This window comes from Roseateles asaccharophilus, from assembly GCF_004362405.1.
Taxonomy (GTDB): domain Bacteria; phylum Pseudomonadota; class Gammaproteobacteria; order Burkholderiales; family Burkholderiaceae_C; genus Kinneretia; species Kinneretia asaccharophila.
The window spans coordinates 294,492-317,418 of record NZ_SNXE01000004.1; the positions used below are offsets into that span (position 1 = coordinate 294,492).

At 67.0% G+C, this 22,927-nt stretch carries 24 protein-coding genes; 17 read left to right on the forward strand and 7 right to left on the reverse strand.

What is annotated here, in order from left to right; translation table 11 throughout:
• Positions 1 to 37: 37 nt before the first annotated feature.
• From DFR39_RS11545 to DFR39_RS11580, 8 genes are all read left to right on the forward strand, one after another.
• Complete coding sequence (locus tag DFR39_RS11545) at positions 38 to 1,681, forward strand: CTP synthase (RefSeq protein ID WP_133603699.1); 1,644 nt, start codon at positions 38 to 40, stop codon at positions 1,679 to 1,681.
• An 11-nt stretch (positions 1,682 to 1,692) separates the two neighbouring features.
• Complete coding sequence (kdsA, locus tag DFR39_RS11550; protein WP_133603700.1) at positions 1,693 to 2,550, forward strand: 3-deoxy-8-phosphooctulonate synthase; 858 nt, start codon at positions 1,693 to 1,695, stop codon at positions 2,548 to 2,550.
• 70 nt (positions 2,551 to 2,620) lie between these two features.
• Positions 2,621 to 2,914, forward strand: a complete 294-nt coding sequence (locus DFR39_RS11555) for a DUF1330 domain-containing protein (RefSeq protein WP_133603701.1) — start codon at positions 2,621 to 2,623, stop codon at positions 2,912 to 2,914.
• A gap of 119 nt (positions 2,915 to 3,033) precedes the next feature.
• On the forward strand, positions 3,034 to 4,320 hold the full coding sequence (gene eno / locus DFR39_RS11560) for a phosphopyruvate hydratase (protein ID WP_133603702.1): 1,287 nt from the start codon (positions 3,034 to 3,036) through the stop codon (positions 4,318 to 4,320).
• An 85-nt stretch (positions 4,321 to 4,405) separates the two neighbouring features.
• Positions 4,406 to 4,675 carry a cell division protein FtsB gene (ftsB, locus tag DFR39_RS11565; RefSeq protein WP_133603703.1) on the forward strand — a complete coding sequence of 90 codons (270 nt, stop codon included), beginning with the start codon at positions 4,406 to 4,408 and terminating at the stop codon, positions 4,673 to 4,675.
• A gap of 17 nt (positions 4,676 to 4,692) precedes the next feature.
• Positions 4,693 to 5,328 carry a nicotinamide riboside transporter PnuC gene (gene pnuC / locus DFR39_RS11570; protein WP_133603704.1) on the forward strand — a complete coding sequence of 212 codons (636 nt, stop codon included), beginning with the start codon at positions 4,693 to 4,695 and terminating at the stop codon, positions 5,326 to 5,328.
• Positions 5,328 to 6,023 (forward strand): AAA family ATPase, encoded by a 696-nt coding sequence (locus DFR39_RS11575; protein ID WP_133603705.1) that lies wholly within the window; start codon positions 5,328 to 5,330, stop codon positions 6,021 to 6,023. Before pnuC ends, DFR39_RS11575 begins: the two co-directional genes overlap by 1 nt.
• A 128-nt stretch (positions 6,024 to 6,151) precedes the next feature.
• Positions 6,152 to 7,843 carry a bifunctional metallophosphatase/5'-nucleotidase gene (locus tag DFR39_RS11580; RefSeq protein ID WP_133603706.1) on the forward strand — a complete coding sequence of 564 codons (1,692 nt, stop codon included), beginning with the start codon at positions 6,152 to 6,154 and terminating at the stop codon, positions 7,841 to 7,843.
• A gap of 42 nt (positions 7,844 to 7,885) precedes the next feature.
• Here DFR39_RS11580 and hslO read toward each other — a convergent pair whose 3' ends face one another.
• Both hslO and DFR39_RS11590 read right to left on the reverse strand, forming a co-directional pair.
• Positions 7,886 to 8,854, reverse strand: coding sequence for an Hsp33 family molecular chaperone HslO (gene hslO / locus DFR39_RS11585; RefSeq protein ID WP_133603707.1), 969 nt, complete (start codon positions 8,852 to 8,854; stop codon positions 7,886 to 7,888).
• 7 nt (positions 8,855 to 8,861) lie between these two features.
• Positions 8,862 to 9,386: a gamma carbonic anhydrase family protein gene (locus tag DFR39_RS11590; protein ID WP_133603708.1), complete on the reverse strand. Its 525-nt coding sequence runs from the start codon at positions 9,384 to 9,386 to the stop codon at positions 8,862 to 8,864.
• Between the two features lie 52 nt (positions 9,387 to 9,438).
• On the opposite strand from DFR39_RS11590, the gene DFR39_RS11595 reads away from it, so the two are divergent.
• The 3 genes from DFR39_RS11595 (at position 9,439) to DFR39_RS19860 (ending at position 11,500) form a co-directional block, all read left to right on the forward strand.
• Positions 9,439 to 10,233 (forward strand): ferritin-like domain-containing protein, encoded by a 795-nt coding sequence (locus DFR39_RS11595; protein ID WP_133603709.1) that lies wholly within the window; start codon positions 9,439 to 9,441, stop codon positions 10,231 to 10,233.
• A 64-nt stretch (positions 10,234 to 10,297) separates the two neighbouring features.
• Positions 10,298 to 11,206, forward strand: a complete 909-nt coding sequence (locus DFR39_RS11600) for a DMT family transporter (RefSeq protein ID WP_133603710.1) — start codon at positions 10,298 to 10,300, stop codon at positions 11,204 to 11,206.
• A 129-nt stretch (positions 11,207 to 11,335) separates the two neighbouring features.
• A complete protein-coding gene (locus DFR39_RS19860; protein ID WP_162849500.1) occupies positions 11,336 to 11,500 on the forward strand; it encodes a hypothetical protein in 165 nt (54 codons plus the stop codon).
• 39 nt (positions 11,501 to 11,539) lie between these two features.
• On the opposite strand, the gene DFR39_RS11605 is transcribed toward DFR39_RS19860, so the two are convergent.
• Positions 11,540 to 12,010: an Lrp/AsnC family transcriptional regulator gene (locus DFR39_RS11605; protein ID WP_133603711.1), complete on the reverse strand. Its 471-nt coding sequence runs from the start codon at positions 12,008 to 12,010 to the stop codon at positions 11,540 to 11,542.
• Positions 12,011 to 12,145: 135 nt separating this feature from the next.
• On the opposite strand from DFR39_RS11605, the gene aptA reads away from it, so the two are divergent.
• Positions 12,146 to 13,462 carry an omega-aminotransferase AptA gene (gene aptA / locus DFR39_RS11610; protein WP_133603712.1) on the forward strand — a complete coding sequence of 439 codons (1,317 nt, stop codon included), beginning with the start codon at positions 12,146 to 12,148 and terminating at the stop codon, positions 13,460 to 13,462.
• Between the two features lie 34 nt (positions 13,463 to 13,496).
• Here the strand turns inward: aptA and DFR39_RS11615 are convergent, their stop codons facing one another.
• The gene (locus tag DFR39_RS11615; RefSeq protein ID WP_162849501.1) at positions 13,497 to 15,065 is read right to left on the reverse strand and encodes a methyl-accepting chemotaxis protein; all 1,569 of its coding nucleotides are present in this window, start codon (positions 15,063 to 15,065) and stop codon (positions 13,497 to 13,499) included.
• A gap of 369 nt (positions 15,066 to 15,434) precedes the next feature.
• On the opposite strand from DFR39_RS11615, the gene DFR39_RS11620 reads away from it, so the two are divergent.
• Positions 15,435 to 16,214: a substrate-binding periplasmic protein gene (locus tag DFR39_RS11620; RefSeq protein ID WP_162849502.1), complete on the forward strand. Its 780-nt coding sequence runs from the start codon at positions 15,435 to 15,437 to the stop codon at positions 16,212 to 16,214.
• 116 nt (positions 16,215 to 16,330) lie between these two features.
• On the opposite strand, the gene DFR39_RS11625 is transcribed toward DFR39_RS11620, so the two are convergent.
• The 3 genes from DFR39_RS11625 to DFR39_RS11635 form a co-directional block, all read right to left on the reverse strand.
• A complete protein-coding gene (locus tag DFR39_RS11625) occupies positions 16,331 to 16,807 on the reverse strand; it encodes a hypothetical protein (protein ID WP_133603715.1) in 477 nt (158 codons plus the stop codon).
• The gene (locus DFR39_RS11630; protein ID WP_246030802.1) at positions 16,804 to 17,175 is read right to left on the reverse strand and encodes a DUF1801 domain-containing protein; all 372 of its coding nucleotides are present in this window, start codon (positions 17,173 to 17,175) and stop codon (positions 16,804 to 16,806) included. The genes DFR39_RS11625 and DFR39_RS11630 overlap by 4 nt, the downstream gene beginning before the upstream one ends.
• 147 nt (positions 17,176 to 17,322) lie before the next feature.
• Positions 17,323 to 18,381, reverse strand: coding sequence for a DUF2157 domain-containing protein (locus DFR39_RS11635; RefSeq protein ID WP_133603716.1), 1,059 nt, complete (start codon positions 18,379 to 18,381; stop codon positions 17,323 to 17,325).
• Between the two features lie 241 nt (positions 18,382 to 18,622).
• Here DFR39_RS11635 and DFR39_RS11640 point away from each other — a divergent pair, with 241 nt between their 5' ends.
• The 4 genes from DFR39_RS11640 to DFR39_RS11655 all read left to right on the forward strand — a co-directional run bounded on the left by DFR39_RS11640 (position 18,623) and on the right by DFR39_RS11655 (position 22,880).
• The gene (locus DFR39_RS11640) at positions 18,623 to 20,137 is read left to right on the forward strand and encodes an aldehyde dehydrogenase (RefSeq protein ID WP_133603717.1); all 1,515 of its coding nucleotides are present in this window, start codon (positions 18,623 to 18,625) and stop codon (positions 20,135 to 20,137) included.
• 3 nt (positions 20,138 to 20,140) lie between these two features.
• Positions 20,141 to 21,136 carry a DMT family transporter gene (locus DFR39_RS11645; RefSeq protein WP_133603718.1) on the forward strand — a complete coding sequence of 332 codons (996 nt, stop codon included), beginning with the start codon at positions 20,141 to 20,143 and terminating at the stop codon, positions 21,134 to 21,136.
• Positions 21,137 to 21,224: 88 nt separating this feature from the next.
• Positions 21,225 to 22,223, forward strand: a complete 999-nt coding sequence (locus tag DFR39_RS11650; protein ID WP_133603719.1) for a succinylglutamate desuccinylase/aspartoacylase family protein — start codon at positions 21,225 to 21,227, stop codon at positions 22,221 to 22,223.
• A 12-nt stretch (positions 22,224 to 22,235) separates the two neighbouring features.
• Positions 22,236 to 22,880, forward strand: a complete 645-nt coding sequence (locus DFR39_RS11655; protein ID WP_133603720.1) for a DsbA family oxidoreductase — start codon at positions 22,236 to 22,238, stop codon at positions 22,878 to 22,880.
• Positions 22,881 to 22,927: the final 47 nt, after the last annotated feature.

Sequence of the window (22,927 nt, forward strand, 5' to 3'; positions counted from 1 at the left end):
CCACAGCGTTCCTGCGCACCGGGAACGCTGCAAGACAATGACCAAGTACGTCTTCGTCACCGGCGGTGTCGTGTCCTCCCTTGGCAAGGGCATTGCATCGGCCTCCCTGGCTGCCATCCTCGAATCGCGCGGCCTCAAAGTCACCCTCATCAAGCTCGACCCGTACATCAACGTGGACCCGGGCACGATGTCGCCCTTCCAGCACGGCGAGGTCTTTGTCACCGATGACGGTGCCGAGACCGACCTGGACCTGGGCCACTACGAGCGCTTCATCACCACGCGGATGAAGAAGAGCAACAACTTCACCACCGGCCAGATCTATATGTCGGTGCTGGAGAAGGAGCGTCGCGGCGACTATCTCGGCAAGACGGTGCAGGTGATCCCGCACATCACCAACGAGATGCAGGAGTTCATCCGCCGCGGCGCCGGTCACGGCACGCCGGACGCGGTGGATGTGGCCATCGTCGAGATCGGCGGCACGGTGGGTGATATCGAGTCCCTGCCCTTCCTGGAAGCCGCGCGCCAGATGAGCCTGAAGATGGGCCCGACCAATGTCGCCTTCGTCCATCTGACCTATGTGCCCTGGATCGCCGCGGCCGGCGAGCTCAAGACCAAGCCCACCCAGCACACGGTGCAGAAGCTGCGCGAGATCGGCATCCAGCCCGACGCGCTAATCTGCCGCGCCGACCGCCGCATTCCGGACGATGAGCGCGAGAAGATCTCGCTGTTCACCAATGTGCCCGAGTACGGCGTGATCTCCATGTGGGACGTGAACACCATCTACAAGGTGCCGCGCGTGCTGCATGAGCAGGGCCTGGACCAGCTGATCTGCACCAAGCTGCAGCTCAACACCAAGGCCGCCGACCTCAAGCGCTGGGACACCCTGGTGCACGAGGTGGAGAATCCGGCCAAGCAAGTCACCATCGCCATGTGCGGCAAGTACACCGATCTGTCGGACTCGTACAAGTCGCTCAACGAGGCCCTGCGCCACGCCGGCATCCACAACCATGCCGGAGTCAAGATTGAGTATGTGGACTCCGAGCTGCTGAACAGCGACAACGTCGATCAGCTGGCCCAGTACGACGCCATCCTGGTGCCGGGCGGCTTCGGCAAGCGCGGCGTGGAAGGCAAGATCCTGGCCGCCAAGTACGCTCGTGAGCACAAGCTGCCTTACCTGGGCATCTGCCTGGGCATGCAGGTCGCCACCATCGAGTACGCCCGCAATATGGCGGGCCTGACCGGCGCCAACTCCACCGAGTTCGACCCCGAGGCTCCGCACAAGGTCATCGCCCTGATCGATGAATGGCAGGACGCCGACGGCACCATCCAGAAGCGCGACGCCAACTCCGACCTGGGCGGCACCATGCGCCTGGGCGCCCAGAGCTCGGACGTCAAGCCCGGCACCCTGGCGCATGACATCTACGGCCCGGTCGTCACCGAGCGTCACCGCCACCGTTATGAGGCCAATGAGCATTACCTGGACAAGCTGCAGCAGGCTGGTCTGGTGATTTCGGCCATCACCCAGCGCGAGAAGCTCACCGAGATCGTGGAGCTGCCGCGCGAGGTCCACCCCTGGTATGTGGGCGTGCAATTCCACCCCGAGTTCAAGTCCACGCCCTGGGACGGCCACCCGCTCTTCACGGCCTTCATCAAGGCGGCCCTGGATCACAAGAAGGCCTGAGGATCTAGCCCATGAAGCTGTGCGATTTCGAGGTCGGCATCGACCGCCCCTTCTTCCTGATCGCGGGCACCTGCTCGATCGAGGGCCTGGAGATGTCCATGGAGGTGGCGGGCCGGCTCAAGGAAGCTTGCAGCGCCCTGGGCATCCCGCTGATCTACAAGGGATCCTTCGACAAGGCCAACCGCTCCTCCGGCAGCAGCAAGCGCGGGGTGGGCATGGAGGCCGGCCTGAAGATCCTGGACGAGGTGCGCCGCCAGCTGCATCTGCCCATCCTCACCGATGTGCATGACGAGAGCCAGGTGGCCGATGTGGCCGCCGTGGTGGACGTGCTGCAGACCCCGGCCTTTCTGTGCCGCCAGACCGATTTCATCCGTGCCGTGGCCAAGTCCGGCAAGCCGGTGAACATCAAGAAGGGTCAGTTCCTCGCGCCTTGGGACATGAAGAACGTCATCGACAAGGCCCGCGAGGCCGCTCGCGAAGCGGGCCTGTCGGAAGACCGCTTCCTGGCCTGCGAGCGCGGCGTGAGCTTTGGCTACAACAATCTGGTGGCCGATATGAGCAGCCTGGCCGAGATGCGCAAGTCCGGCGCCCCCGTGGTGTTCGACGTCACGCACTCGGTGCAAAAGCCCGGCGGCCAGGGCACCAGCAGCGGCGGCGCCCGCGAGATGGTGCCGGTGCTGGCCCGTGCCGGCGTGGGCGCCGGCGTGGCGGGCCTCTTCATGGAAACCCATCCGCGGCCGGCCGAGGCCTGGTCGGACGGCCCCAACGCCGTGCCCCTGCAGCATATGCGGGCCCTGCTGGAGCAGCTGGTCGCCCTGGACCGCGTGGTCAAGGCCCAGCCCCTGCTGGAAAACGACTTCTTCTGCTGAGCCCCAGCCCGGCGCGATCCTCCTGCAGGCCGCGCCGCTTTTCTTTGCCCTCTGCCCACCGCCACCGCCCATGAGCAACGCCGCCTATGTCATCGCCGATGTGACCGTGACCGACGCCCAACAGATGGCCAAGTACCGCGAGTGGAGCACCAAGGCCATGCAGGAGCATGGGGCCGAAGTGCTGGTACGCGGCGGCGCCATCGAGGTGCTGGAAGGCGACTGGCAGCCCAGCCGCCTGGTCGTGCTCAAGTTTGCCGACCACACCCGCGCCCGCGCCTTCTACGATTCCGAGACCTACCAGCATGCCAAGAGCCTGCGCGCCCAGGCCGGCATCATGCGCATGCTGATCGTGGACGGGGTCTGAACCCACCCGCCGGACAAGGCCACCGCCACCGAACGATTGTTCAGCGCGCGTAACTTTTAGCTGGCACCATGCGCGCCGAACGTAACTGAGTTACCAACTTCCTACCGGAGACTTTCTCAATGAGCGCCATTGTTGACATCGTTGGACGCGAGATCCTGGACAGCCGCGGCAACCCCACCGTGGAGTGCGACGTGCTGCTGGAATCGGGCGTGATGGGCCGTGCGGCCGTGCCGAGCGGCGCCTCCACCGGCTCGCGCGAAGCCATCGAGCTGCGCGACGGCGACAAGAGCCGCTACCTGGGCAAGGGCGTGCTCAAGGCCGTCGAGCACATCAACACCGAGATCAGCGAGGCCGTGCTGGGCCTGGACGCCTCCGAGCAGGCCTTCCTGGACAAGACCCTGATCGACCTGGACGGCACCGAGAACAAGAGCCGCCTGGGCGCCAACGCCATGCTGGCCGTCTCCATGGCCGTGGCCCGCGCCGCCGCTGAAGAGAGCGGCCTGCCCCTGTACCGCTACTTCGGCGGCATGGGTGGCAACCAGCTGCCGGTGCCCATGATGAACGTGATCAACGGCGGCGCCCACGCGAACAACTCGCTGGACCTGCAAGAGCTGATGATCATCCCCGTGGGCGCACCGAGCTTCCGCGAGGCCCTGCGCTGGGGCGCCGAGGTCTTCCACGCGCTCAAGAAGATCCTGCACGACAAGGGCATCAGCACCGCCGTGGGCGACGAGGGCGGTTTCGCCCCCAGCGTCGAAAGCCATGAGGCCGCCATCCAGCTGATCCTGGAAGCCATCGACAAGGCCGGCTACACCGCCGGCGAGCAGATCGCCCTGGGCCTGGACTGCGCCGCCAGCGAGTTCTACAAGGACGGCCAGTACGTGCTGGAAGGCGAAGGCGGCATCAAGCTGAGCGCCGAGCAGTGGACCGATATGCTGGCCACCTGGGTGGACAAGTACCCCATCATCTCCATCGAAGACGGCATGGCCGAAGGCGACTGGGCCGGCTGGAAGCACATCACCGAGCGCCTGGGCGACAAGGTGCAGCTGGTGGGTGACGACCTGTTCGTGACCAACACCAAGATCCTGAAGGAAGGCATCGAGAAGGGCATCGCCAACTCGATCCTGATCAAGATCAACCAGATCGGCACCCTGACCGAGACCTTCGCCGCCATCGAGATGGCCAAGCGCGCCGGCTACACCGCCGTGATCTCGCACCGCTCGGGCGAAACCGAAGACTCCACCATCTCCGATATCGCCGTGGGCCTGAACGCCGGCCAGATCAAGACCGGCTCGCTCTCGCGCTCGGACCGCATGGCCAAGTACAACCAGCTGCTGCGCATCGAGGAAGACCTGGGTGATATCGCCGTCTATCCCGGCCGCGCCGCCTTCTACAACCTGAAGTAAGCGACACGGCTCGCGAGCCTCCCACCCCTCGCCTGCGGTGAACGCCGGCGGGGGTTTTTCATTTCTGGCGGCTACACTTGGCGGCGTGAAAATTCTGGGCCTCATCCTCGCTGCCTTTCTTGTTGCCATCCAGGCTCAGCTCTGGTTTGGCAAGGGTGGTGTCACCCGGGTGGCCGAGCTCAGGGCCGAGCTCAGCGAGCATCAGGCTCGCAACGAGCAGGCCCGTGCCCGCAATGCCCAGCTCAGTGCAGAGCTGCGCGACCTGCGCGAGGGCCTGGAAATGGTCGAGGAAAAGGCGCGCTTCGAGCTGGGCATGATCAAGCCCGACGAGATCTACGTCCAAGTTCGCCGCTGACTCCCTCTAGCACCGCGATGGACGCCCTGCTGCAGCTGCTGCACCCCCTGTTCACGCCCGCCTTCGAGCTGCTGGGCAGCCCCATCACCTGGACCGAGATCCTGGCCTTTGTGCTGGCGGTCTGGATGGTGATCTGCAATATGCGGGTCCATGCCCTGGCCTGGCCCCTGGCCCTCATCAGCTCCCTGCTCTACTTTCTGCTGTTCTGGGACGGCAAGCTCTATGGCGAGGCCTCGCTGCAGCTGGTCTTTGCCAGCCTGGCGGTCTGGGGCTGGTGGCAATGGCTGCGGGGGCGCGACGCGCAGGGCCAGAAACTGCGTGTGCGCCAGATGAGCACCCGGGCACGCTGGCTGGCCCTGTGTGCCGTGCTGGCCGCCTGGCCCTTGCTAGGCCTGCTGCTGGACCGCCAGACCGACTCTCCCGTGCCCTACTGGGACGCCTTCCCCACCGTGGCCAGCCTGCTGGGCCAGTACCTGCTGGGCCGCAAGTACCAGGAGAACTGGGGCGTGTGGGTCATCGTCAACGCGGTCAGCGTGAGTCTGTTTGCCTATAAGGGCTACTGGCTCACCGTGCTGCTCTACGCCGTCTTCATCCCCATGTCCATTGCGGGCTGGCGGGCCTGGCAGCGCCAGCTGGCGCCGGTGCGCGCCTGATGCTGCGCATCGCCCTGATCGGCGCCGAGAGCACGGGCAAAAGCCAGCTGGCGCAGGCCCTGGCCGAGCGCCTGCGCCAGGACAGCGGTCTGCGCTGCGCCGTGGTGCCCGAGCATCTGCGTCACTGGTGCGAGCAGCAGGGCCGCACGCCCCGCCCCGAGGAGCAGGCGGCCATCGCCGCCGAGCAGGCCCGGCAGATCGAGCTGGCCGCACAGACCCATGAGCTGGTGATCTGCGACACCACGCCGCTGATGACGGCCATCTACAGCCAGCTGCTGTTTGGCGACGAAGGCCTGCTGCCCATGGCCCTGGACTTTCAGCGCCGCTGCGATCTCACCCTGCTCACCGCCCTGGACCTCCCCTGGGTGGCCGATGGCCTGCAGCGTGACGGCCCTCATGTGCAGCAGCCCGTGGATGCCGCCCTGCGTCGGGCCCTGCTGGGGGCTGGCCTGGGCTGGAGCGGCGTGGGCGGCCAGGGCGCGGCCCGGCTGGAGTCGGCGCTCAACGCGATCACGCCGCTGCTGCTGCGGCGCGGCCTGCTGCGCGGCCGCGCCAGCGGCCTCTTCACCCGGCTGCAGGCACGCCAGCAAGCCATGCCCGAGCAGGCCTGGTTCTGCCAGGACTGCGATGTGCCCGAATGCGAACACGCCTCCCTGAGGCTGCGCGCCGCGGCGCCGGACCAGCCCTTGAACTGAGGCCGGACCGCGCGCACAGCGTCCGGGCAGGGTGATCCCGCCCTACGCCTGCAAACGTTTGCCCGCTATAGTTGCGGCCGATTACGTCGGGTGCGCAGATCCGCGTGCCCGCCCCTCGGGAGAAACCCATGTCCCTCAAGAGCAAGCCCCATCGTCTCATTCTGGCCCTGGCCTCCACCCTGCTGCTGGGCGCCTGCGCCACGCAGATGGCCCCTCAGGCCAGCGGCCCGGTGCAGGTCAAGGTCCTGGCCATCAACGACTTTCACGGCAATCTGGAAACACCGCCGAGCGGGATCCGCATCCGCGACCCCAAGGATCCCAGCAAAACCATCACCGTGCCCGCAGGCGGCGCCGAGCATCTGGCCACCGCGGTGGCCGAGCTGCGCAAGCGCAACCCCAACCATGTGTTCGTCGCGGCCGGCGATCTGATCGGCGGCAGCCCCCTGCTGTCGTCGCTGTTCCATGATGAGCCGACCATCGAGTCTCTGAGCCTGATGGGCCTGCATCTCAGCGCCGTGGGCAATCATGAATTTGATGCAGGCAAGGAGGAACTGCTGCGCCGTCAGAAGGGTGGCTGCCATCCGACCGAGGGATGCAAGGGCCCGCAGCCCTTCAAGGGCGCAAGCTTCAAGTACCTGGCGGCCAGCACCATCGACGAGGCCACCGGCAAGACCCTGCTGCCCGCCTATGAGATTCGCCGCTTTGAGGGCATTCCCGTGGGCTTTATCGGCCTCACGCTCAAGTCCACGCCGGAACTCGTCACGCCGACCGGCGTGGCCGGTCTGCGTTTCGAAGATGAGGCTGAGACGGTCAACAAGCTGGTGCCCGAGTTGCGCGCCAAAGGGGTCGAAGCCATTGTCGTGATGATCCACGAAGGCGGCTTCCCCACCGGCGACTACAACGAATGCGCTGGCATTTCGGGCCCCATCGTGGACATCGTGAAGAAGCTGGACAAGGCGGTGGACCTGATCGTCAGCGGTCACACGCACCGGGCCTATCAGTGCCAGATCGATGGGCGTCTGGTGACCAGCGGCGACCGATACGGCACCATCGTCAGCGAGATCGATCTGCAGCTCGATCGGACCACGCGCGACGTGATCAGTGCCAGTGCCAACAATGTGATCGTGCGCACCGAGCAGTTCGCCAAGGACCCGGCACAAACCTCGCTCATCGCCGCCTACAAGTCGCTGGCAGCCCCCTTGGAGCGGCGCGTCATCGGCCGCATTGAAGCGAGCTTTGCCCGCGACAACATCAGCCGCGCCGGCAGTACCGTACTCGGTCAACTGATTGCAGACGCCCAGTTGGCCGCCACCACCAAGCCGGCGGATGGCGGTGCCGTGATCGCCTTCATGAACGCGGGTGGCGTGCGTGCCGATCTGCTACGTCGCCCCTCGGGTGAGGTGACCTTCGGCGATGTCTACGCCATTCAGCCCTTCGGCAATATGCTGACCACCATGACGCTCAGCGGCGCGCAGATCATCGCCCTGCTGGAGCAGCAATGGCGTGGTAACGATGGCAACCAGATCGTCACCCTGCACGTTTCGGCTGGCTTCAGCTACAGCCAGGACCGCAGTCGGCCCCTGGGCAGCCGTGTGGTGCCCGGCAGTGTGAAGCTCAACGGCACGCCCCTGGACCCGAATGCGTCATACCGCGTCACCGTGAACAGCTTCCTGGCCAGTGGTGGTGACGGTTTCCGCGTGCTCAACGAGGGCAAGGACCGCCGCATGGGCATGCTCGACGTGGAAGCGCTGGAGCGCCACATCGCAAGCCAGCCCGGCCTGAAGCCTGGCCCCCTGGACCGGGTCACGCGCGTCGACTGAGATCAGACTCACCCGGTCCGCCGGACCGGGTGAGTCCCGAGATCACTGCACCGTGCCGCTACCCGGCTGCTGCTGCACCTGAGCGGTGAAGAGCTCGCCCACGTCCACCGCGTCGAAGTGGTAGAACAGGCCGCAGAACTCGCAGCCGATCTCCACATCACCGCGCTCGGCCAGCACCGAATCCACCTCCTCGCGGCCTAGGCCCTTGAGCATCTGGCCCACGCGCTCGCGCGAGCAGCTGCAGGCAAAACGCGGCTGCTGGGGCTCGAAGCGCTGCACCGTTTCCTCCCAGAAGAGGCGGCGCAAAATGGTGTCGGCATCCAGATTCAGCAGCTCCTCGGCTGTCAGGGTGGCGGCCAGCATGCTGATGCGGTTGAAGTCCTCGGACTGACCGATACGGTCCTCATTGCGTTCGGCCGCGCCGCTGCTCTCCAGATTTCCCTCGCCCTTGATGGGCAGGCGCTGGATCAGCAGGCCGGCGGCGATCTCGTCATTGGCGGCCAGCACCAGCTTGGTGTCCAGCTGCTCGGACTGCAGCATGTAGTGCTCCAGCACCTCGGAGAGCTTTTGCAGGGGCTCGCGCTGATCGCCATGCAGGGGCACCACGCCCTGGTAGGGCTGCTGGCCCGGCAGCTTGTCCTTGGGGTCCAGGGTGATCGCGCAGCGGCCCTGGCCGTGCACATTGAGCATGGCCTCCAGCTGAGCGCCGGCCGGCACCTCGCCCACCACCTTGGCGGTGGTGCGGAAGGCCAGGTCCGGCTGCACTTCGGCCACGGCCAGCTTCACCGGCCCGTCGCCCAGCACCTGCAGCACCAGGGCGCCGTTGAACTTGATGTTGGACTGCATCAGCACGCCCGCCGCCGCCATCTCGCCCAGCAGCTGGCGCACCTCCACCGGGTAGGCCTCGCGGCTGGCGCGGCGCTTGAGCACCTCCTGCCAGCCCTCGGTCAGGCGCACCAGCATGCCGCGCACCGGCAGGCCTTGGAACAGGAATTTATGCAGCTCACTCATCAGGGGTTCAACCAATCTTCTTCAGTTCTGTCGCGTAAAGGCGCGAGTTGTTCATGTAGTGGCGGGCGCTGGCTTTCAAACCCTCAATCTGGGCGGGCGTGAGCTCGCGCAGCACCTTGGCCGGGCTGCCCACGATCAGCACCCCGTCCGGAAACTCCTTGCCCTCGGTCACCAGAGCGCCCGCGCCCACCAGGGAGTTCTTGCCGATGCGTGCGCCATTGAGCACCACGGCGCCGATGCCGATCAGCGAGTTCTCGCCCACCGTGCAGCCATGCAGCATGACCTGGTGTCCCACGGTCACGTTCTCGGCCAGGTGCAGCGGAAAGCCCGCATCGGCATGCAGCACCGAGCCGTCCTGAATATTGCAGCCCGGCCCGATGTGCAGATGCTCGCTGTCGCCGCGCAGCGTGGCGTTGAACCACACGCTGGCGTTCTCGCCCAGACTCACCCGGCCTATCACCTGGGCCGAGTCGGCCACCCAGGCCGTGTCCGCGATCTCGGGCCGGTGTTCGCCCAGCTGGTAGATGGCCATGAGGGAAGGTTCCTTTCCGGACTGCCCGGCGGGCAAAGGCACAATTGTAAGAATGGAAGTCCGAACCCGTGCGCTGGAGGTCTTGTGCGAGACCGATCCCGCGCGCAAATCGCTGGCCGCGCGCCAGCTCTTTGATGCTGCCGGCCAGGGCGCCCCCCTGGAGCCGGGCCTGCGCCTGAGCCGCCCGGCCGGCGTGCCGGGTCGGCCCGAGCGGCCGCAGCTGGTGCCCACCCTGCAGGTGCCCAAGCGCTCGCCCTTCACGCTGGAGGGGCGTGCCGCCCTGATCCATGCCATCGCCCATATCGAGTTCAATGCCATCAATCTGGCGCTGGACGCGGTCTGGCGTTTTGCCGAGATGCCGCGCGAGTTCTACCTGGACTGGCTGCGTGTGGCCGCCGAGGAAGCCCTGCACTTCAGCCTGCTGCATGAGCATCTGCAGGGCCTGGGCAAGCGCTATGGCGACTTCGACGCCCATGACGGCCTGTGGGCCATGGCCGAGCGCACCGCGGGCGATGTGCTGGCCCGCATGGCCCTGGTCCCGCGCACGCTGGAGGCGCGCGGACTGGACGCCACCCCGCCCCTGCAAGCCAAGCTGGCCAAGGCCGGCGACACACGGGCCGTGGAGATCCTGGACATCATCCTGCGCGACGAAGTGGGTCATGTGGAGATCGGCAACCGCTGGTACCGGCATCTGTGCCGCGAGCGCGGCCTGGACCCCATCGCGCTCTACCCCGAGCTGGTGCGCCAGTACGAGGCACCGCGTCTGCGCCCGCCCTTCAATCTTCAGGCGCGCAGCGCCGCCGGCTTCAGCCCCGAGGAACTGGCCTATCTGAGCAGCGGGCTCTGAGGGAGACCGCGGGAGCACCCCCTTTAGAATCGCGGGTTTCGCCTCTTTGCCAGGGTCTGCCCTCGTGTCCCGCATCCAAGCCAATCTGCTGCTCGTCGTCATCGCCCTGATCTGGGGCTCGGCCTTTGTGGCCCAGAGCCATGGCATGGCCGATATCGGCCCCATGGCCTTTACCGGCGTGCGTTTCCTGATCGGCACCCTGGTCGTCGCCCCCCTGATGTGGCGCGAATGGCAGGGCCTGCAGCGCCAGCAGCGCACGCTGTCGCGGGGCGACGGGCTCAAGATCGCCGGCCTGGGCAGCCTCTTGCTGATGGGCGCGGCCATGCAGCAGATCGGCATCGTCTCCACCACGGTCACCAATGCCGGCTTCCTGACCGCGCTCTACGTGCCCCTGGTCCCTGTGCTGGGCTGGCTGCTGCTGCGCCATCTGCCGCACTGGTCGGTCTGGCCGGGCGCCCTGGCCTGCCTGGTGGGCGCCTTCCTGCTCTCGGGCGCGCATGAACTCAAGATCGGCCTGGGTGACGCCTGGGTCATCGCCTCCGCCCTGCCCTGGGCCCTGCATGTGCTGCTGGTGGGTCGCGTGGCCGACCGCATGGGCGCCCCCTTCCTGGTGGCGGGCGGACAGTTCCTGGTCTGCGGCGTGCTGGCCCTGGCCTATGCCCTGGTGGCCGAGCCCATCAGCTGGCAGGCCCTGGAGGCCGCCGCCCTGCCCATTGCCTATGCCGGCGTGCTCTCGGTCGGCGTGGCCTTCACGGCCCAGGTGGTGGCCCAGCGCTATGCCCACGCGGCCGACGCCGCCATCATCCTCTCCTCCGAAACCCTGTTCGCCGCCCTCTTTGGCTATCTGCTGATGGGCGACCGCCTCGGCCCCACCGGCCTGGCCGGCTGCGCCCTGATCCTCAGCAGCATGCTGGTGGTGCAGCTGCTGCCCATGCTGCGGCCCAGCGCTGCGAGCGCCCGCGCACAAAACTAGTAGTAACCCTGATTTTTGTCATAGGGTTTTCACGGAGTCCCGTCACACTCCTTCCTGTGTCGTCACCGAGGCGGCACCTCAGGCCCCCGGGCCTGCGACAGCACCCCAGCCCAAAGGAAGGAAATATCCGTGAGCAGCATCCCCCCCTTCATCGCCACCTCGCGCAACTACCTGCTGGCCGGCGAAGCCCGCCTGAGCCAGCCGGCCGTCTCGCTGGAAAGCTGGGGCCACGCCGGTCTGCTCACCGCCTTCTGCGCCCTGCTGGCCCTCTCGGGTCTGTTCGGCGGCGCCTGACGCGCCCGCCGGCCCCGGCCCCTGATCTGGGCCCGGGGTTCAGAGCTCGAAGCCCGTGGTCTTCTTGACGGTGCGCAGCACCAGCATGGAATTGGCCCGGGCCACTCCCGGCAGGTGCATCAGCACCTCGCCGTGCACCCGCTCCAGATCCTCGGCATCGCGATAGGCAAAGCGCACCAGATAGTCGTTGCTGCCGGCCACGAAGAAGCAGTCCAGGATCTCGGGCACATCGCGCACCGCCTGCTCGAAGGCGGCCAGCACCTGGGGCGTGGTGCGCTCCAGATTGATGATGGTGAAGCTGGTGCCCGGCCGCCCCACGGCCTTGGGGTTCACCAGGGCCACATAGCGGTCGATGACGCCCGCCTCTTCCAGCTGCTTGACCCGGCGCAGACAGGCCGAGGGGCTCAGATGCACCCGCTGCGCCAGCTCCACATTGGACAGGCGCCCATCGCGCTGCAGCGCGTTCAGGATGCCCCGGTCGATCGCATCCAGTTGCACTTCAGACCCCATCGTTCGAATTTCCTGCGGTTTGGTCGCCCGACTATCGCATGAATGTGCAAAACCGCGGGTTAACGCGGTGCGCGCTTGCACGCACATTGCGCCCCGGCTTGCCTAGACTCGCTGCAACGAACGATGGAGCCGCACATGAGCCTGGACGCCGCACAACTCGATGCCTACTGGATGCCCTTCACCGCCAACCGCCAGTTCAAGAAGGCCCCGCGCCTGCTGACCCGGGCGGACGGCATGTTCTTCACCGACGACAAGGGCCGCCAGGTGCTGGATGGCATTGCCGGCCTCTGGTGCGTGAACGCCGGCCACAACCGTCCGCGCATCGTGCAGGCCATCCAGAACCAGGCGGCGGAGCTGGACTTCGCCCCGCCCTTCCAGATGGCGCATCCCAAGGCCTTTGAGCTGGCCGAGCGCCTGGCCGCCATCATGCCCAAGGGCCTGAGCAAGGTCTTCTATACCAACTCGGGCTCCGAGTCGGTGGACACCGCGCTCAAGATGGCCATTGCCTACCACCGCGTGCGCGGCGAGGGCGCCCGCACCCGCCTGATCGGCCGCGAGCGCGGCTACCACGGCGTGAACTTCGGCGGCATCTCCGTGGGTGGCATGGTGGCCAACCGCAAGATGTTCGGCACCATGCTGGGCGGCGTGGACCATATCCGCCACACGCATGACCCGGCCCGCAATGCCTTCTCGGTGGGCCAGCCCGCGCATGGCGCCGAGTTCGCCGACGATCTGGAGCGACTGGTCGCCCTGCATGACGCCTCTACCATTGCCGCCGTGATCGTGGAGCCCGTGGCCGGCTCCACCGGCGTGCTGATCCCGCCCCAGGGCTATCTGCAGCGCCTGCGCGAGATCTGCGACAAGCACGGCATCCTGCTGATCTTCGACGAGGTCATCACCGGCTTCGGCCGCACCGGCAACCCCTTCGCGGCCCAGACCTTTGGCGTCACGCCCGATCTGATGACCGTGGCCAAGGGCCTGACCAATGGCTGCGTGCCCATGGGCGCCGTCTTCGCCTCGGACAAGATCCACGACGCCTTCATGAACGGCCCCGAGCACCTGATCGAGTTCTTCCACGGCTACACCTACTCCGCCCATCCCCTGGCCTGCGCCGCTGCCCTGGGCACCCTGGACACCTATGCCGAGGAAGGCCTGCTCACCCGTGCGGCCGAGATGCAGGGCTATTTCGCCGAGTGCCTGCACGCCATGAAGGGCGAGCCCCATGTCATCGATGTGCGCAATATGGGCCTAGTGGGCGGCATCGAGCTCAGCCCCCTGCCCGGCGAGCCCGCCAAGCGCGCCTTCAACGTCTTCCTGGACTGCTGGGACAAGGGCCTGCTGATCCGCACCACGGGCGACACCATCGCGCTGTCACCGCCGCTGATCATCGAGCGCAGCCATATCGACCAGATCTTCGACACCCTGCGCGGCGCGCTGCGGCGCGCGGCCTGAGGCAAGCCGCCCAGGGCGGGCAAGAACTGGTCGATCAAGGCAGCTTGAAGCCCGATACAGCGGCGACCAGTTGGTTCGCCTGTTCGCGCAGACTTGCGGCGGCCGCGGCACTTTGCTCGACCAGGGCCGCATTCTGTTGCGTGCTCTGATCCATCTGCGTAATAGCGCTTCCGACCAGACTGACCCCTTCACTCTGCTGGCGACTGGCAACACTGATCTCGGCAACGATGTCGCTCACGCGCCGGATCGCGTCCACCACCTCCTGCATGGTGCTGCCAGCACGGTCCACCAAGTTGGTGCCCTGCTCGACATGTTCCACGCTGGCCGAGATCAGGGTCTTGATCTCGCGCGCGGCCTCGGCACTGCGCTGGGCCAGGCTGCGGACCTCGGACGCCACCACGGCAAAGCCGCGGCCCTGCTCACCGGCCCTAGCCGCCTCGACGGCGGCATTGAGCGCCAAAATATTGGTCTGGAAGGCAATGCTGTCGATGACACCGATGATGTCCGCAATCTTGCGACTGCTCTCGTTGATGCCGCGCATGGTTGTCACCACCTCACCCACGACCTCGCCGCCACGCCCGGCCACATCGCTAGCCCCTTGGGCCAATTGATTGGCCTGCAAGGCGTTGTCTGCATTCTGGCGGACCGTGGTGCTGAGTTCGTCCGTGGTGCTGGCCGTTTGCTGCAACTGGCTGGCAGTCTGCTCCGTGCGACCCGACAGGTCCATATTGCCCGAGGCCACCTCATCGGCGGCCACTTGAACGCCATCGGCAGCGCTTCTCACCTCGCGGATCAGACCCAATAGACGATCGCGCATCTGCCCCATCTGGCCAAGAAGATGCCCAATCTCATCGCGTCCATCCGCGTGCAGCACCTGAGTCAGGTCTCCGTCTGCAATCGATGTAGACAGCGCGTCCGCCTTGGCAAACCCGGAACGAATACGTGCCAGCAGCGCCAAGCTCAGCCATGTGGCCGGCAAGCCCACCAGGAGGGCCAACGCAAGGAAAGCGCCCGTCAGGTATCTCGCCTGTTGCTTTGCTGCTTCGGCGGCGGCCAAGGCCCGCTCTTGCTGAAACTTGATCAGCCCTTCGAGGCCCTCCATCAGCAAAGCGCCTTCTCGACGCCCGGCGGCCAGGAAGGAGGCCATGACGCTGTCGGAAAAATCACCCGCCGTCATCGCCGCCCGGCTTGCATCGACCCGCGCTGTCCATGCCTTACGCTTTTCATCGACCTCCGCGTACAAAGCCTTGCCTTCTGGGCTCGTGAAACCTGTGCTCAGCTTGGGCCAAAGCTCATCATTTTCCTGACGGCGTTTGGCAATCAGATCGAGGTGAACGCTGACGGGATGCTCGTGGATGGCCGCCAAAGGACTGGTCGGCGCATGCTGGAAGGCCAGCAGCACTTCGGTTCGGTTGGCTTGGTTGTTCTTGAGCAGTACCTGCAAATGCATGATGGTCGTCAGGCGCCTCTGTGCGACGTCGTCCAGGCGCTGTGCATCCGCAAACAAACCCCACAGGGCCAATGCAGCCAACACGCCAAAGCTCAGCCAAAACATGGCCAAAACGACAACGAAGCGTTGCGATATCCGGAAGTTGTTCAACATGCGCAATCCATGGTCAACGACAATTGAGTTGTTCTGAACTATGCGCGGGACCTGATGCCAAGCCGGCGAACCGCCCATGTTCTGACCTGCAGTTTGGCCAATTGAAGTCCGCCCAACTTGACCCAAATCAAGAGCAGCCAAGGCAAGCCCCAGGGCTCGTCCCAGGGCGTCCATGCTTCACGCCAAAGGCCCGTATCAGCAGCAACAGGGCGGCGATTCAGCCGAACAAGCAAGCGCCAGATCAGACAGCGAAACTTTTCGCGGCAAGGTCTGAATGCCGCGTATGTCCGCGCTGGCCTGGCCCTGAATCGGGCCCGGGCTATCATGGCGCGCACCAAAGTCCGGCTGCGCGAGCTGGAAGGAGACTGTATGTGGCGACAAGGCATCGCGGCCTCTTTGATGATGCTCGGTCTCTTGGCACAGCAGGCGTTTGCAACGCAGCGGGTCGTGATCGAGGCCGAGGACGACTATCCGCCCTACTCCTTTTCGGACAAGGGGCGCCCGGCGGGCATCTATGTGGAACTGGTGCTGCAGGCGGCCAAACGGCTGGCCCCGGACTATGAGGTCAGCATCCAGTTCGTGCCCTGGAAGCGTGGGCTCAGCCGGCTGGAGACCGGCGAGTCTTTGGCCCTGATCCCGCCCTACCGCAACGCCGAGCGGCCCTTCGTGTTTCCGTACTCAGTGCCCCTGCTGACCGAGCGCGTGGTGCTGTTTTGCACCCCCGAGGTCATGCGGCAAAGGCGTGTCGACTTTCCGCGGGACTTCATCGGACTGCGCATCGGCATCAATGCCGGCTACACCCAGAGCGAGAAGCTCAAGGCGGCGGTCAGTGCCGGGCAGGTGGTGCTGGAGGAGGCCGCACGCAACGTCAACAACATCAGGAAGCTGAGCTCCAGCCGCATTGACTGCATGGCCAGTGATCGCATCTCGGCCGTCCACACCGTCAATCGACTGGTGCGCCAGGGCGATCTGCCCGCCTTCAAACTGCTGGAAGCCGCCGAACTCTCCACGCAAGAGGCCTTCATCGGCTACAGCCGCAGCTTCCCAGCCGCCTTCAAGAACGACTTCGTGCAGAAGATGGATGCGGCCTTGCTGGAGCTGCAAAGAGCAGGTGTGCTGGATCAGCTGGTAGCCCGGTATACCCAGTGAGGCCGCCAAGGGCATGATCTGCCGGCCTCGCCGACACAGGGCTTGGCAGCCAGCACGCCGCGGCGTGCCGGCGACATCCCGATGCCCCTTCGCTCCCGCGCTCCATGCCCCCAGCCTCACCGCGCCGCCGCGCCCGGCGGCAAGGGGCCAAAGAAGCGCGGTGGCTGCGGCAAAAAACCACCCGGGCTGTAAGCCAGATAGGTCTGCCCCAGCGGGCAATTCGCCAGGGGCGATGCGGCAGCAGCGGCATCAGCATCGTTCGGCACCTCGTCAGGCAGTTGCACCAGGGCATAGCGTGGCGGCGGCGAGATCAGAGAATCCGTCGCCAGCCAAGCACGATGCACGCCACGTGCGGCCAGCAGCGCGGCGACCGGCTCGGCCACGGCGGGCAAGTTCTGCTGCGCGCCGGAATTGCCCATGAGGGCCTTGGTCTGTTTCAACCAGTCCTGAGCCTGCTTGAGGCAGTCCGGGGCGAACACCGGGACTTGCTCGGACGATGTGGCCCGAGCCAGCACTGGCAGCAAGCTGCTGGCAAGCAGCAGCGAGGCGGAAACAAGAGGTGTCAGCGCTCGCGATGCGGGGTGCCAATTCATGAGACGTGGGCCGTACTGGCTTTGTTGAGCGCCAGCTTCAAATACTCGGCCACATGCTTCGCGGCAATGTCCGAGCTGCAGCTCATCTTGATATGCCGGCGCAGCTTGCCTGCGCCCTCCAGCACCCGGTACTCGTCGGGCAAGGCGGCGCCGGCACCAAACTCCAGCGACACATGCTTGGCGTAGGAGAACACGCCGCAGAAGGGCTGGCCGGCCGAAAACAGAATTCCTCCGTACTTGATCTCCTCCGTCACGGCGGGAGACAGCCCCAGAACCATGGCGCGCAGGGTTTGCACCAGCTCGTGGCGATCGGGGTCAAGCAGGCGAAGGTCTTGGAGGAATTGGGAAACGCGATCGGTGGGCATCATCCGAGTGACTCGTGTGGGCTGGGCTGGAAGCGGATACCGCGGTTCAACAGCGCTGTGGGGTCTGGCATCAGCATCGGCATGTCCGCCTAGGGCTGAGCGAAGGAGCGGGCCAGACCGCCCCGCTGCCCCTGGCCTGGGCTCTGTGACTCAGCCCCTCCTCTCCACCAACTCCCGCACCGCCCTCGGCAGCCAGCTCCGCAGCCGGGCGCTGAGGCGGGCCTCGTGGCGCTGCCAGAGGATGCCCAGGCCCACCAGGCCCAGGCCGATGAGGGTGAGCACAAAGGGGAACATCAGGCTGTCGCGGAATATCGCGTGGGCCAGATGGCCCAGATAGCCGGCGGCGCCCAGGGCGCCGAACACGGCGAACACGCGGCGCGAGAGCATGGCGCCCACGGCGATCATCGCGAGGTTGATGCACAGATAGAAGAACTTGCTCAGCTCGCTGTCGGACTGCTGCAGCGACAGACCGCCCCAGAATGCGATCACGCCGAACAGATAGAGCCAGAAGGCGTAGTCGCGCGTCTGGTGGCGGCTGCGCACATCCACCCAGAAGGCCAGCAAGACGATCAGCAGGCCGAACCACAGGGAGACGAGCTTGCGCAGCTCCCCGCTCTGGTCCTGCGCCTGGAAAACAAAGGGCGTGAGGTCCATGCTCAGGTACCAGAGCGTCACGGCCACCGGCATCAGCAGAAAGGGCAGACGGTAGCGCCACAGCAGCACGGCCCCGCTGGCCAGGGTGGCCAATTCCATGAGCACCCAGCGCCAGTCCACCCGGGTGTGGTAATCGCGATAAGCCTGGTGCCGCCCCTCATCGGCCCACCAGCCCAGGCCCACCTGCAGGCCGTAAACCAGCAAGGGCGTGAGCACCACCACAAAGGTGGCGGTGATGCCGGCCGGGATCTGCAGCTGGCGGCGAGCCAGCAAATACTCGGTCAGCGCCAGTCCCGCCACCCCGTAGGCCAGGGCGATGCCAAACAGGCCCCAGCCGCCAAAGCGCTCCCAGCCCAGATTCATGAACAGGCTCATCGCGCCAATCGCGATCATGCCGCCCAGGTAGTAGAGGATGTGCGTGGCGCGAAAGCCGGGTCGCTCATGGGCCTGGCGGCGCTCATGCTCGGCCAAGAAGTCCCACAGCGGCTGCACCTGCTGCGCGCTGATCAGGCCTTGCTCGCTCGCCTGCTGCAGCAGGCCGCGGTGGATACGCATGGTGGGCTGAGGTTCCTGGAGTGAGGCGTGAAGCGCAGTGAAACAAGCGTGGTACGGGCGGCCATGCGGAGCGTGTGCTGGGGCGATTGGAGTGGGCCAGCCCGGCCCGGTCAATCACACCGGCGGGGGTGGCGTGCCGGCAAGCGCTCGCGAATGCAGGCATGATGCGCCTGCCATCCCGGGGGCGGACAGCCGATCCGTCAGCCCCTTTTCCGCTTGACTCAGCGCCCCGCACACCGCCATGACAAGACCTGCCCCCGCCCCCATCGACTGGCACGCCCGTGCCGCCGCCCTCCAGCCCGATGGCCGCGCCTTCATTGCCGGCGAGCGGCGCGAGGCCGCGGACGGCCAGGGCTTTGACAAGCATTCCCCCATCGACGGGCGCTGGCTGGCCCGGGTGGCACGCGGGCAGGCGGCGGATATTGACGCGGCCGTGGCCAGCGCGCGCCAGGCCTTCGAGCAGGGGCGCTGGGCGGCCAAGCCGCCGGCCGTGCGCAAGAAGATCCTGCTGCGCTTTGCCGAGCTGATGCTGGCGGCCAAGGAGGAGTTGGCCCTGCTGGAAACCCTGGACATGGGCAAGCCCATCCAGTACGCCCTGGGGGTGGACGTGCCGGCGGCGGCGCGCTGCATCGCCTGGTATGCCGAGGCCATCGACAAGGTCTATGACGAGATCGCGCCCACCGCGGCCAATGCCCTGGCCCTGATCCAGCGCGAGCCCATGGGTGTGGTGGGCGTGATCGTGCCCTGGAACTACCCCATGATCATGGCCGCCTGGAAGCTGGGCCCGGCCCTGGCCTGCGGCAACTCGGTGGTGCTCAAGCCCAGCGAGAAGTCGCCGCTCACGGCCCTGCGCCTGGCCGAGCTGGCCCTGCAGGCCGGTCTGCCCGAGGGTGTGTTCAATGTGGTGCCGGGCTATGGCCACGAGGCCGGCGAGGCCCTGGCCCTGCATATGGAGGTGGACGCCATCGGCTTCACCGGCTCCACCCGCACCGGGCGGCGCATGCTGGAGTACGCGGGCCGCTCCAACCTCAAGCGGGTCTATAACGAGCTGGGCGGCAAGTCGGCCTTTGTGGTGTTCGACGATGTGGACGATCTGGAGCGCGCCGCCCGCGCCGCGGCGGGCAGCATGTTCTTCAACGCCGGCCAGAGCTGCAATGCGCCCTCGCGGGTGCTGGTGCACGAGAGCCAGGTCGAGCGCTTTGTGGAGCTGGTGGCGGCCCAGGCCGTGCGCCACCAGCCGGGCGACCCCTTGGACGCGCAAACCAGCCAGGGCGCCATCGTGGACCGCCAGCAGCTGGACACGGTGCTGGGCTATATCGAGGCGGGCCGTGCCGAGGGCGCCCAGGCCCGCGTGGGCGGCCGCCAGGTGCGCCAGGACAGCGGCGGCTTCTTCGTCGAGCCCACGGTGTTTGTGGGCGCGCGGCCGGAGATGAAGATCGTGCGCGAGGAGATCTTCGGCCCGGTGATGAGCGTGCTGAGCTTCAAGACCGAGGCCGAGGCCCTGGCCCTGGCCAATGCCAGCCCCTATGGCCTGGCCGCCAGCGTCTGGAGCCGGCATATCGACCGCGCCCACCGCGTGGCCCGCGCCCTGCGCGCCGGCACCGTGCATGTGAACCAGTACGACGAGGACGATCTCACCGTGCCCTTCGGCGGCTACAAGCAAAGCGGCAACGGACGCGACAAGTCCCTGCACGCGCTGGAGAAGTACACCGAGCTCAAGACCACCTGGATCCGCATCAATCCGGCGGCGGCCTGATCGATGGAGGCGCCCGCGTCTACGAGTTCGTCGGCCAGCGCCGGCCACGCCACCAGCCACGCCGCCGTGCCCTGGCTGGCCTATGGCAGCCTGGCCCTGAGCACCAGCCTGGTGGGCAGCTATGTGGGCCTGTCCAAGCTGCTGCTGGCGGTGTTTCCGGTGTTTTTGCTGGCCTGGCTGCGCTTTGGCATGGCGGCCGTGCTGATGCTGCCCTGGCTGCGCCGCGCACCGGGCGAGCCGCCGCTGGACGGCCGCACGCGCCGCCTGCTCTTTCTGGAATCCTTCATCGGCAACTTCCTCTTCTCCATCTGCCTGCTCTTCGGCCTGCAGCGCAGCTCGGCCCTGGTGGCCGGGGTCATCATGGCCGGCATCCCGGCCGCGGTGGCGGCCCTGAGCTGGCTGGTGCTGGGCGAGCGCATCGCGCGGCGCGTGCTGCTGGGCATTGCCTGCTCGGTGCTGGGCATTGCCCTGGTGGCCGTGGCGCGCGAGCCGGCGGGCGCAGCAAGCGCAGGCGGTGGTGCCTCCCTGCTGGGCGTGGCCCTGCTGCTGGCGGCCGTGCTCTGCGAGGCCTGCTATGTGGTGATCGGCAAGCAGCTCACCGCCCAGGTCTCGGCCAAGCGCATCAGCAGCCTGATCAATCTCTGGGGCCTGGCCCTGGTCACGCCCCTGGGCCTGTGGCAGGCCCTGAGCTATGACTTCAGCCGCCCGTCCGTGGGGGACTGGGGCCTGCTGCTCTTCTACGCCGCGGCGGCCAGCATGATCACGGTCTGGCTCTGGATGAGCGGCCTGGCCCGCGTGCCCGCCGCCCAGGCCGGGGTCTTCATGGTCTTCCTGCCGGTGGCCACGGGCCTGGTGGGCCTGGTCTTTCTGGGTGAGCGCCTGAGCCTGGTGCAGGCCCTGGCCTATGGCCTGGCCCTGCTGGGTGTGCTGCTGGCCACGCTGCCCACAGGCCGTCTGCATGCCCCCGACAGGCCGCCCGGGCATGAAGCCTTGAGATAAGACCCCGCTCAAAAGCTATGGCCCGCCGCACGGGTCGCCCCTTGGCCATGACCTACCATGGCCGCCGCATCTCCCCTGATCCATCACCATGAGCAGCCGCCCCGATACGCCCGCCCTCCCCGCCTTTTTGCGCATCCACCAATACGCCGGCCTCAAGCCCGGGCCGCGCCTGCTGGTCACGGCCGCCGTGCATGGCAACGAGGTCTGCGGCGTGGCCGCCATCCAGCGCGTGATGGCCGAGCTGGACAGCGGCGCCCTGCAGCTGCGCGGCGGCACGCTGAGCTTCATCCCCATCGTCAACCCCCTGGCCCACCAGCTGGGCCGGCGCGAGGGCGATCGCAACCTCAACCGCAATCTGCGCCCGCCCGTCGTGCCGCAGGACTTCGAGGACCGCATCGCCGGCCCGCTGTGCCGCTGGCTGGCAGACCACGAGGTGCTGCTGGACCTGCACAGCTTCCAGGGCCAGGGCAAGCCTTTCGCCATGCTGGGCCCGCGCAACAACCGCGGCGAGCTGGAGCCCTTTGCCCATGAGCAGGCCGAAGGGCTGCTGGCCGCCTGTGTGGGCACGGAACGCATCGTGGAGGGCTGGCTCTCCACCTATGCCCTGGGCCTGCAGCGCCGGGCCGAGCGAGCGGGCGACGGCAGTCGGCGCGCCACGCTGCAGCAAGACCCGCATTACGGCGTGGGCACCACCGAGTACATGCGCTCGCGCGGCGGCTACGGCATCACCCTGGAATGCGGCCAGCATGCCGATCCCGAGGCGCCGGAGTTCGCCTACAAGGCCATCCTGCGGGTTCTGGTGCTGCTGGGCATGGTGGACGCAGAGGTGGTGGCGCCCCGCCCCGCCAGCGCACCCGAGCTGCTGCAGCTCTACGAGGTGGTGGACCGCGAGCACGAAGGCGACCGCTTCGAGCGCGCCTGGGCCAGCTTCGATCCGGTGATCAAGGGCCAGCGCATCGGCACCCGCCACGATGGCACGCCCGTGCTGGCCCCGGCCGATGGACGCATCGTCTTCCCGGCCGTGAATGCCCAGCCCGGCAGTGAGTGGTTCTACCTGGCGCGGGCAAGCACGCGCCAGCTGGGCTAGATTGCAGGCCTTATGAAGATCGATTTCGTCTCCGACGTCTCCTGCCCCTGGTGCGCCATCGGCCTCAAGTCCCTGGAGCAGGCCCTGGCCCGCATGCCGGAGCTTCAGGTGCAGCTGCACTTCCAGCCCTTCGAGCTCAACCCCGGCATGGCACCCGAGGGCGAGGACATCGACGAACACCTGGCCCGCAAATACGGCCTGCCGCCGGCCCAGCTGGCCGCCAACCGCGAGCGCATCCGCGAGCGCGGTGCGGCCCTGGGCTTTGACTTTGTGCAGGGCGCGCGCAGCCGCATCTACAACACCTTCGACGCTCACCGCCTGCTGCACTGGGCCGGCGAGCAGAGCGCGCGCGCCCAGCGCGATCTCAAGCTCTCGCTGTTCACGGCCTATTTCACCGAGGGCCGCGACCCCAGCGACCATGCCCTGCTGCTGGAGCGCGCCGTGGCCGTGGGGCTGGACGCCGAGCAGGCCCGCGCCGTGCTGGCCTCCGAGCGCTATGCCGACGCCGTGCGCGAGGCCGAGGCCTTCTACCAGTCGCATGGCATCAGCTCGGTACCGGCCGTCATCATCAACGAGCGGCATCTGATCTCCGGCGGCCAGCCGCCCGAGGTCTTCGAGCAGGCCCTGCGCCAGATTGCGGCCGAATCCGGCCGCTGAGCCGGACTGCTGCCATTTCGGCAGGGCCCGCCGCGCGGGGCTGAGCG

Excerpts from the sequence above, each read along its gene's own strand:
- DFR39_RS11545 (WP_133603699.1), top strand. The coding sequence starts at position 38 with ATGACCAAGTACGTCTTCGTCACCGGCGGTGTCGTGTCCTCCCTTGGC.
- kdsA (WP_133603700.1), top strand. The coding sequence starts at position 1,693 with ATGAAGCTGTGCGATTTCGAGGTCGGCATCGACCGCCCCTTCTTCCTG.
- DFR39_RS11555 (WP_133603701.1), top strand. The coding sequence starts at position 2,621 with ATGAGCAACGCCGCCTATGTCATCGCCGATGTGACCGTGACCGACGCC.
- eno (WP_133603702.1), top strand. The coding sequence starts at position 3,034 with ATGAGCGCCATTGTTGACATCGTTGGACGCGAGATCCTGGACAGCCGC.
- pnuC (WP_133603704.1), top strand. The coding sequence starts at position 4,693 with ATGGACGCCCTGCTGCAGCTGCTGCACCCCCTGTTCACGCCCGCCTTC.
- DFR39_RS11575 (WP_133603705.1), top strand. The coding sequence starts at position 5,328 with ATGCTGCGCATCGCCCTGATCGGCGCCGAGAGCACGGGCAAAAGCCAG.
- DFR39_RS11580 (WP_133603706.1), top strand. The coding sequence starts at position 6,152 with ATGTCCCTCAAGAGCAAGCCCCATCGTCTCATTCTGGCCCTGGCCTCC.
- hslO (WP_133603707.1), bottom strand. The coding sequence starts at position 8,854 with ATGAGTGAGCTGCATAAATTCCTGTTCCAAGGCCTGCCGGTGCGCGGC.
- DFR39_RS11590 (WP_133603708.1), bottom strand. The coding sequence starts at position 9,386 with ATGGCCATCTACCAGCTGGGCGAACACCGGCCCGAGATCGCGGACACG.
- DFR39_RS11595 (WP_133603709.1), top strand. The coding sequence starts at position 9,439 with ATGGAAGTCCGAACCCGTGCGCTGGAGGTCTTGTGCGAGACCGATCCC.
- DFR39_RS11605 (WP_133603711.1), bottom strand. The coding sequence starts at position 12,010 with ATGGGGTCTGAAGTGCAACTGGATGCGATCGACCGGGGCATCCTGAAC.
- aptA (WP_133603712.1), top strand. The coding sequence starts at position 12,146 with ATGAGCCTGGACGCCGCACAACTCGATGCCTACTGGATGCCCTTCACC.
- DFR39_RS11615 (WP_162849501.1), bottom strand. The coding sequence starts at position 15,065 with ATGTTGAACAACTTCCGGATATCGCAACGCTTCGTTGTCGTTTTGGCC.
- DFR39_RS11620 (WP_162849502.1), top strand. The coding sequence starts at position 15,435 with ATGTGGCGACAAGGCATCGCGGCCTCTTTGATGATGCTCGGTCTCTTG.
- DFR39_RS11625 (WP_133603715.1), bottom strand. The coding sequence starts at position 16,807 with ATGAATTGGCACCCCGCATCGCGAGCGCTGACACCTCTTGTTTCCGCC.
- DFR39_RS11630 (WP_246030802.1), bottom strand. The coding sequence starts at position 17,175 with ATGATGCCCACCGATCGCGTTTCCCAATTCCTCCAAGACCTTCGCCTG.
- DFR39_RS11635 (WP_133603716.1), bottom strand. The coding sequence starts at position 18,381 with ATGCGTATCCACCGCGGCCTGCTGCAGCAGGCGAGCGAGCAAGGCCTG.
- DFR39_RS11640 (WP_133603717.1), top strand. The coding sequence starts at position 18,623 with ATGACAAGACCTGCCCCCGCCCCCATCGACTGGCACGCCCGTGCCGCC.
- DFR39_RS11645 (WP_133603718.1), top strand. The coding sequence starts at position 20,141 with ATGGAGGCGCCCGCGTCTACGAGTTCGTCGGCCAGCGCCGGCCACGCC.
- DFR39_RS11650 (WP_133603719.1), top strand. The coding sequence starts at position 21,225 with ATGAGCAGCCGCCCCGATACGCCCGCCCTCCCCGCCTTTTTGCGCATC.
- DFR39_RS11655 (WP_133603720.1), top strand. The coding sequence starts at position 22,236 with ATGAAGATCGATTTCGTCTCCGACGTCTCCTGCCCCTGGTGCGCCATC.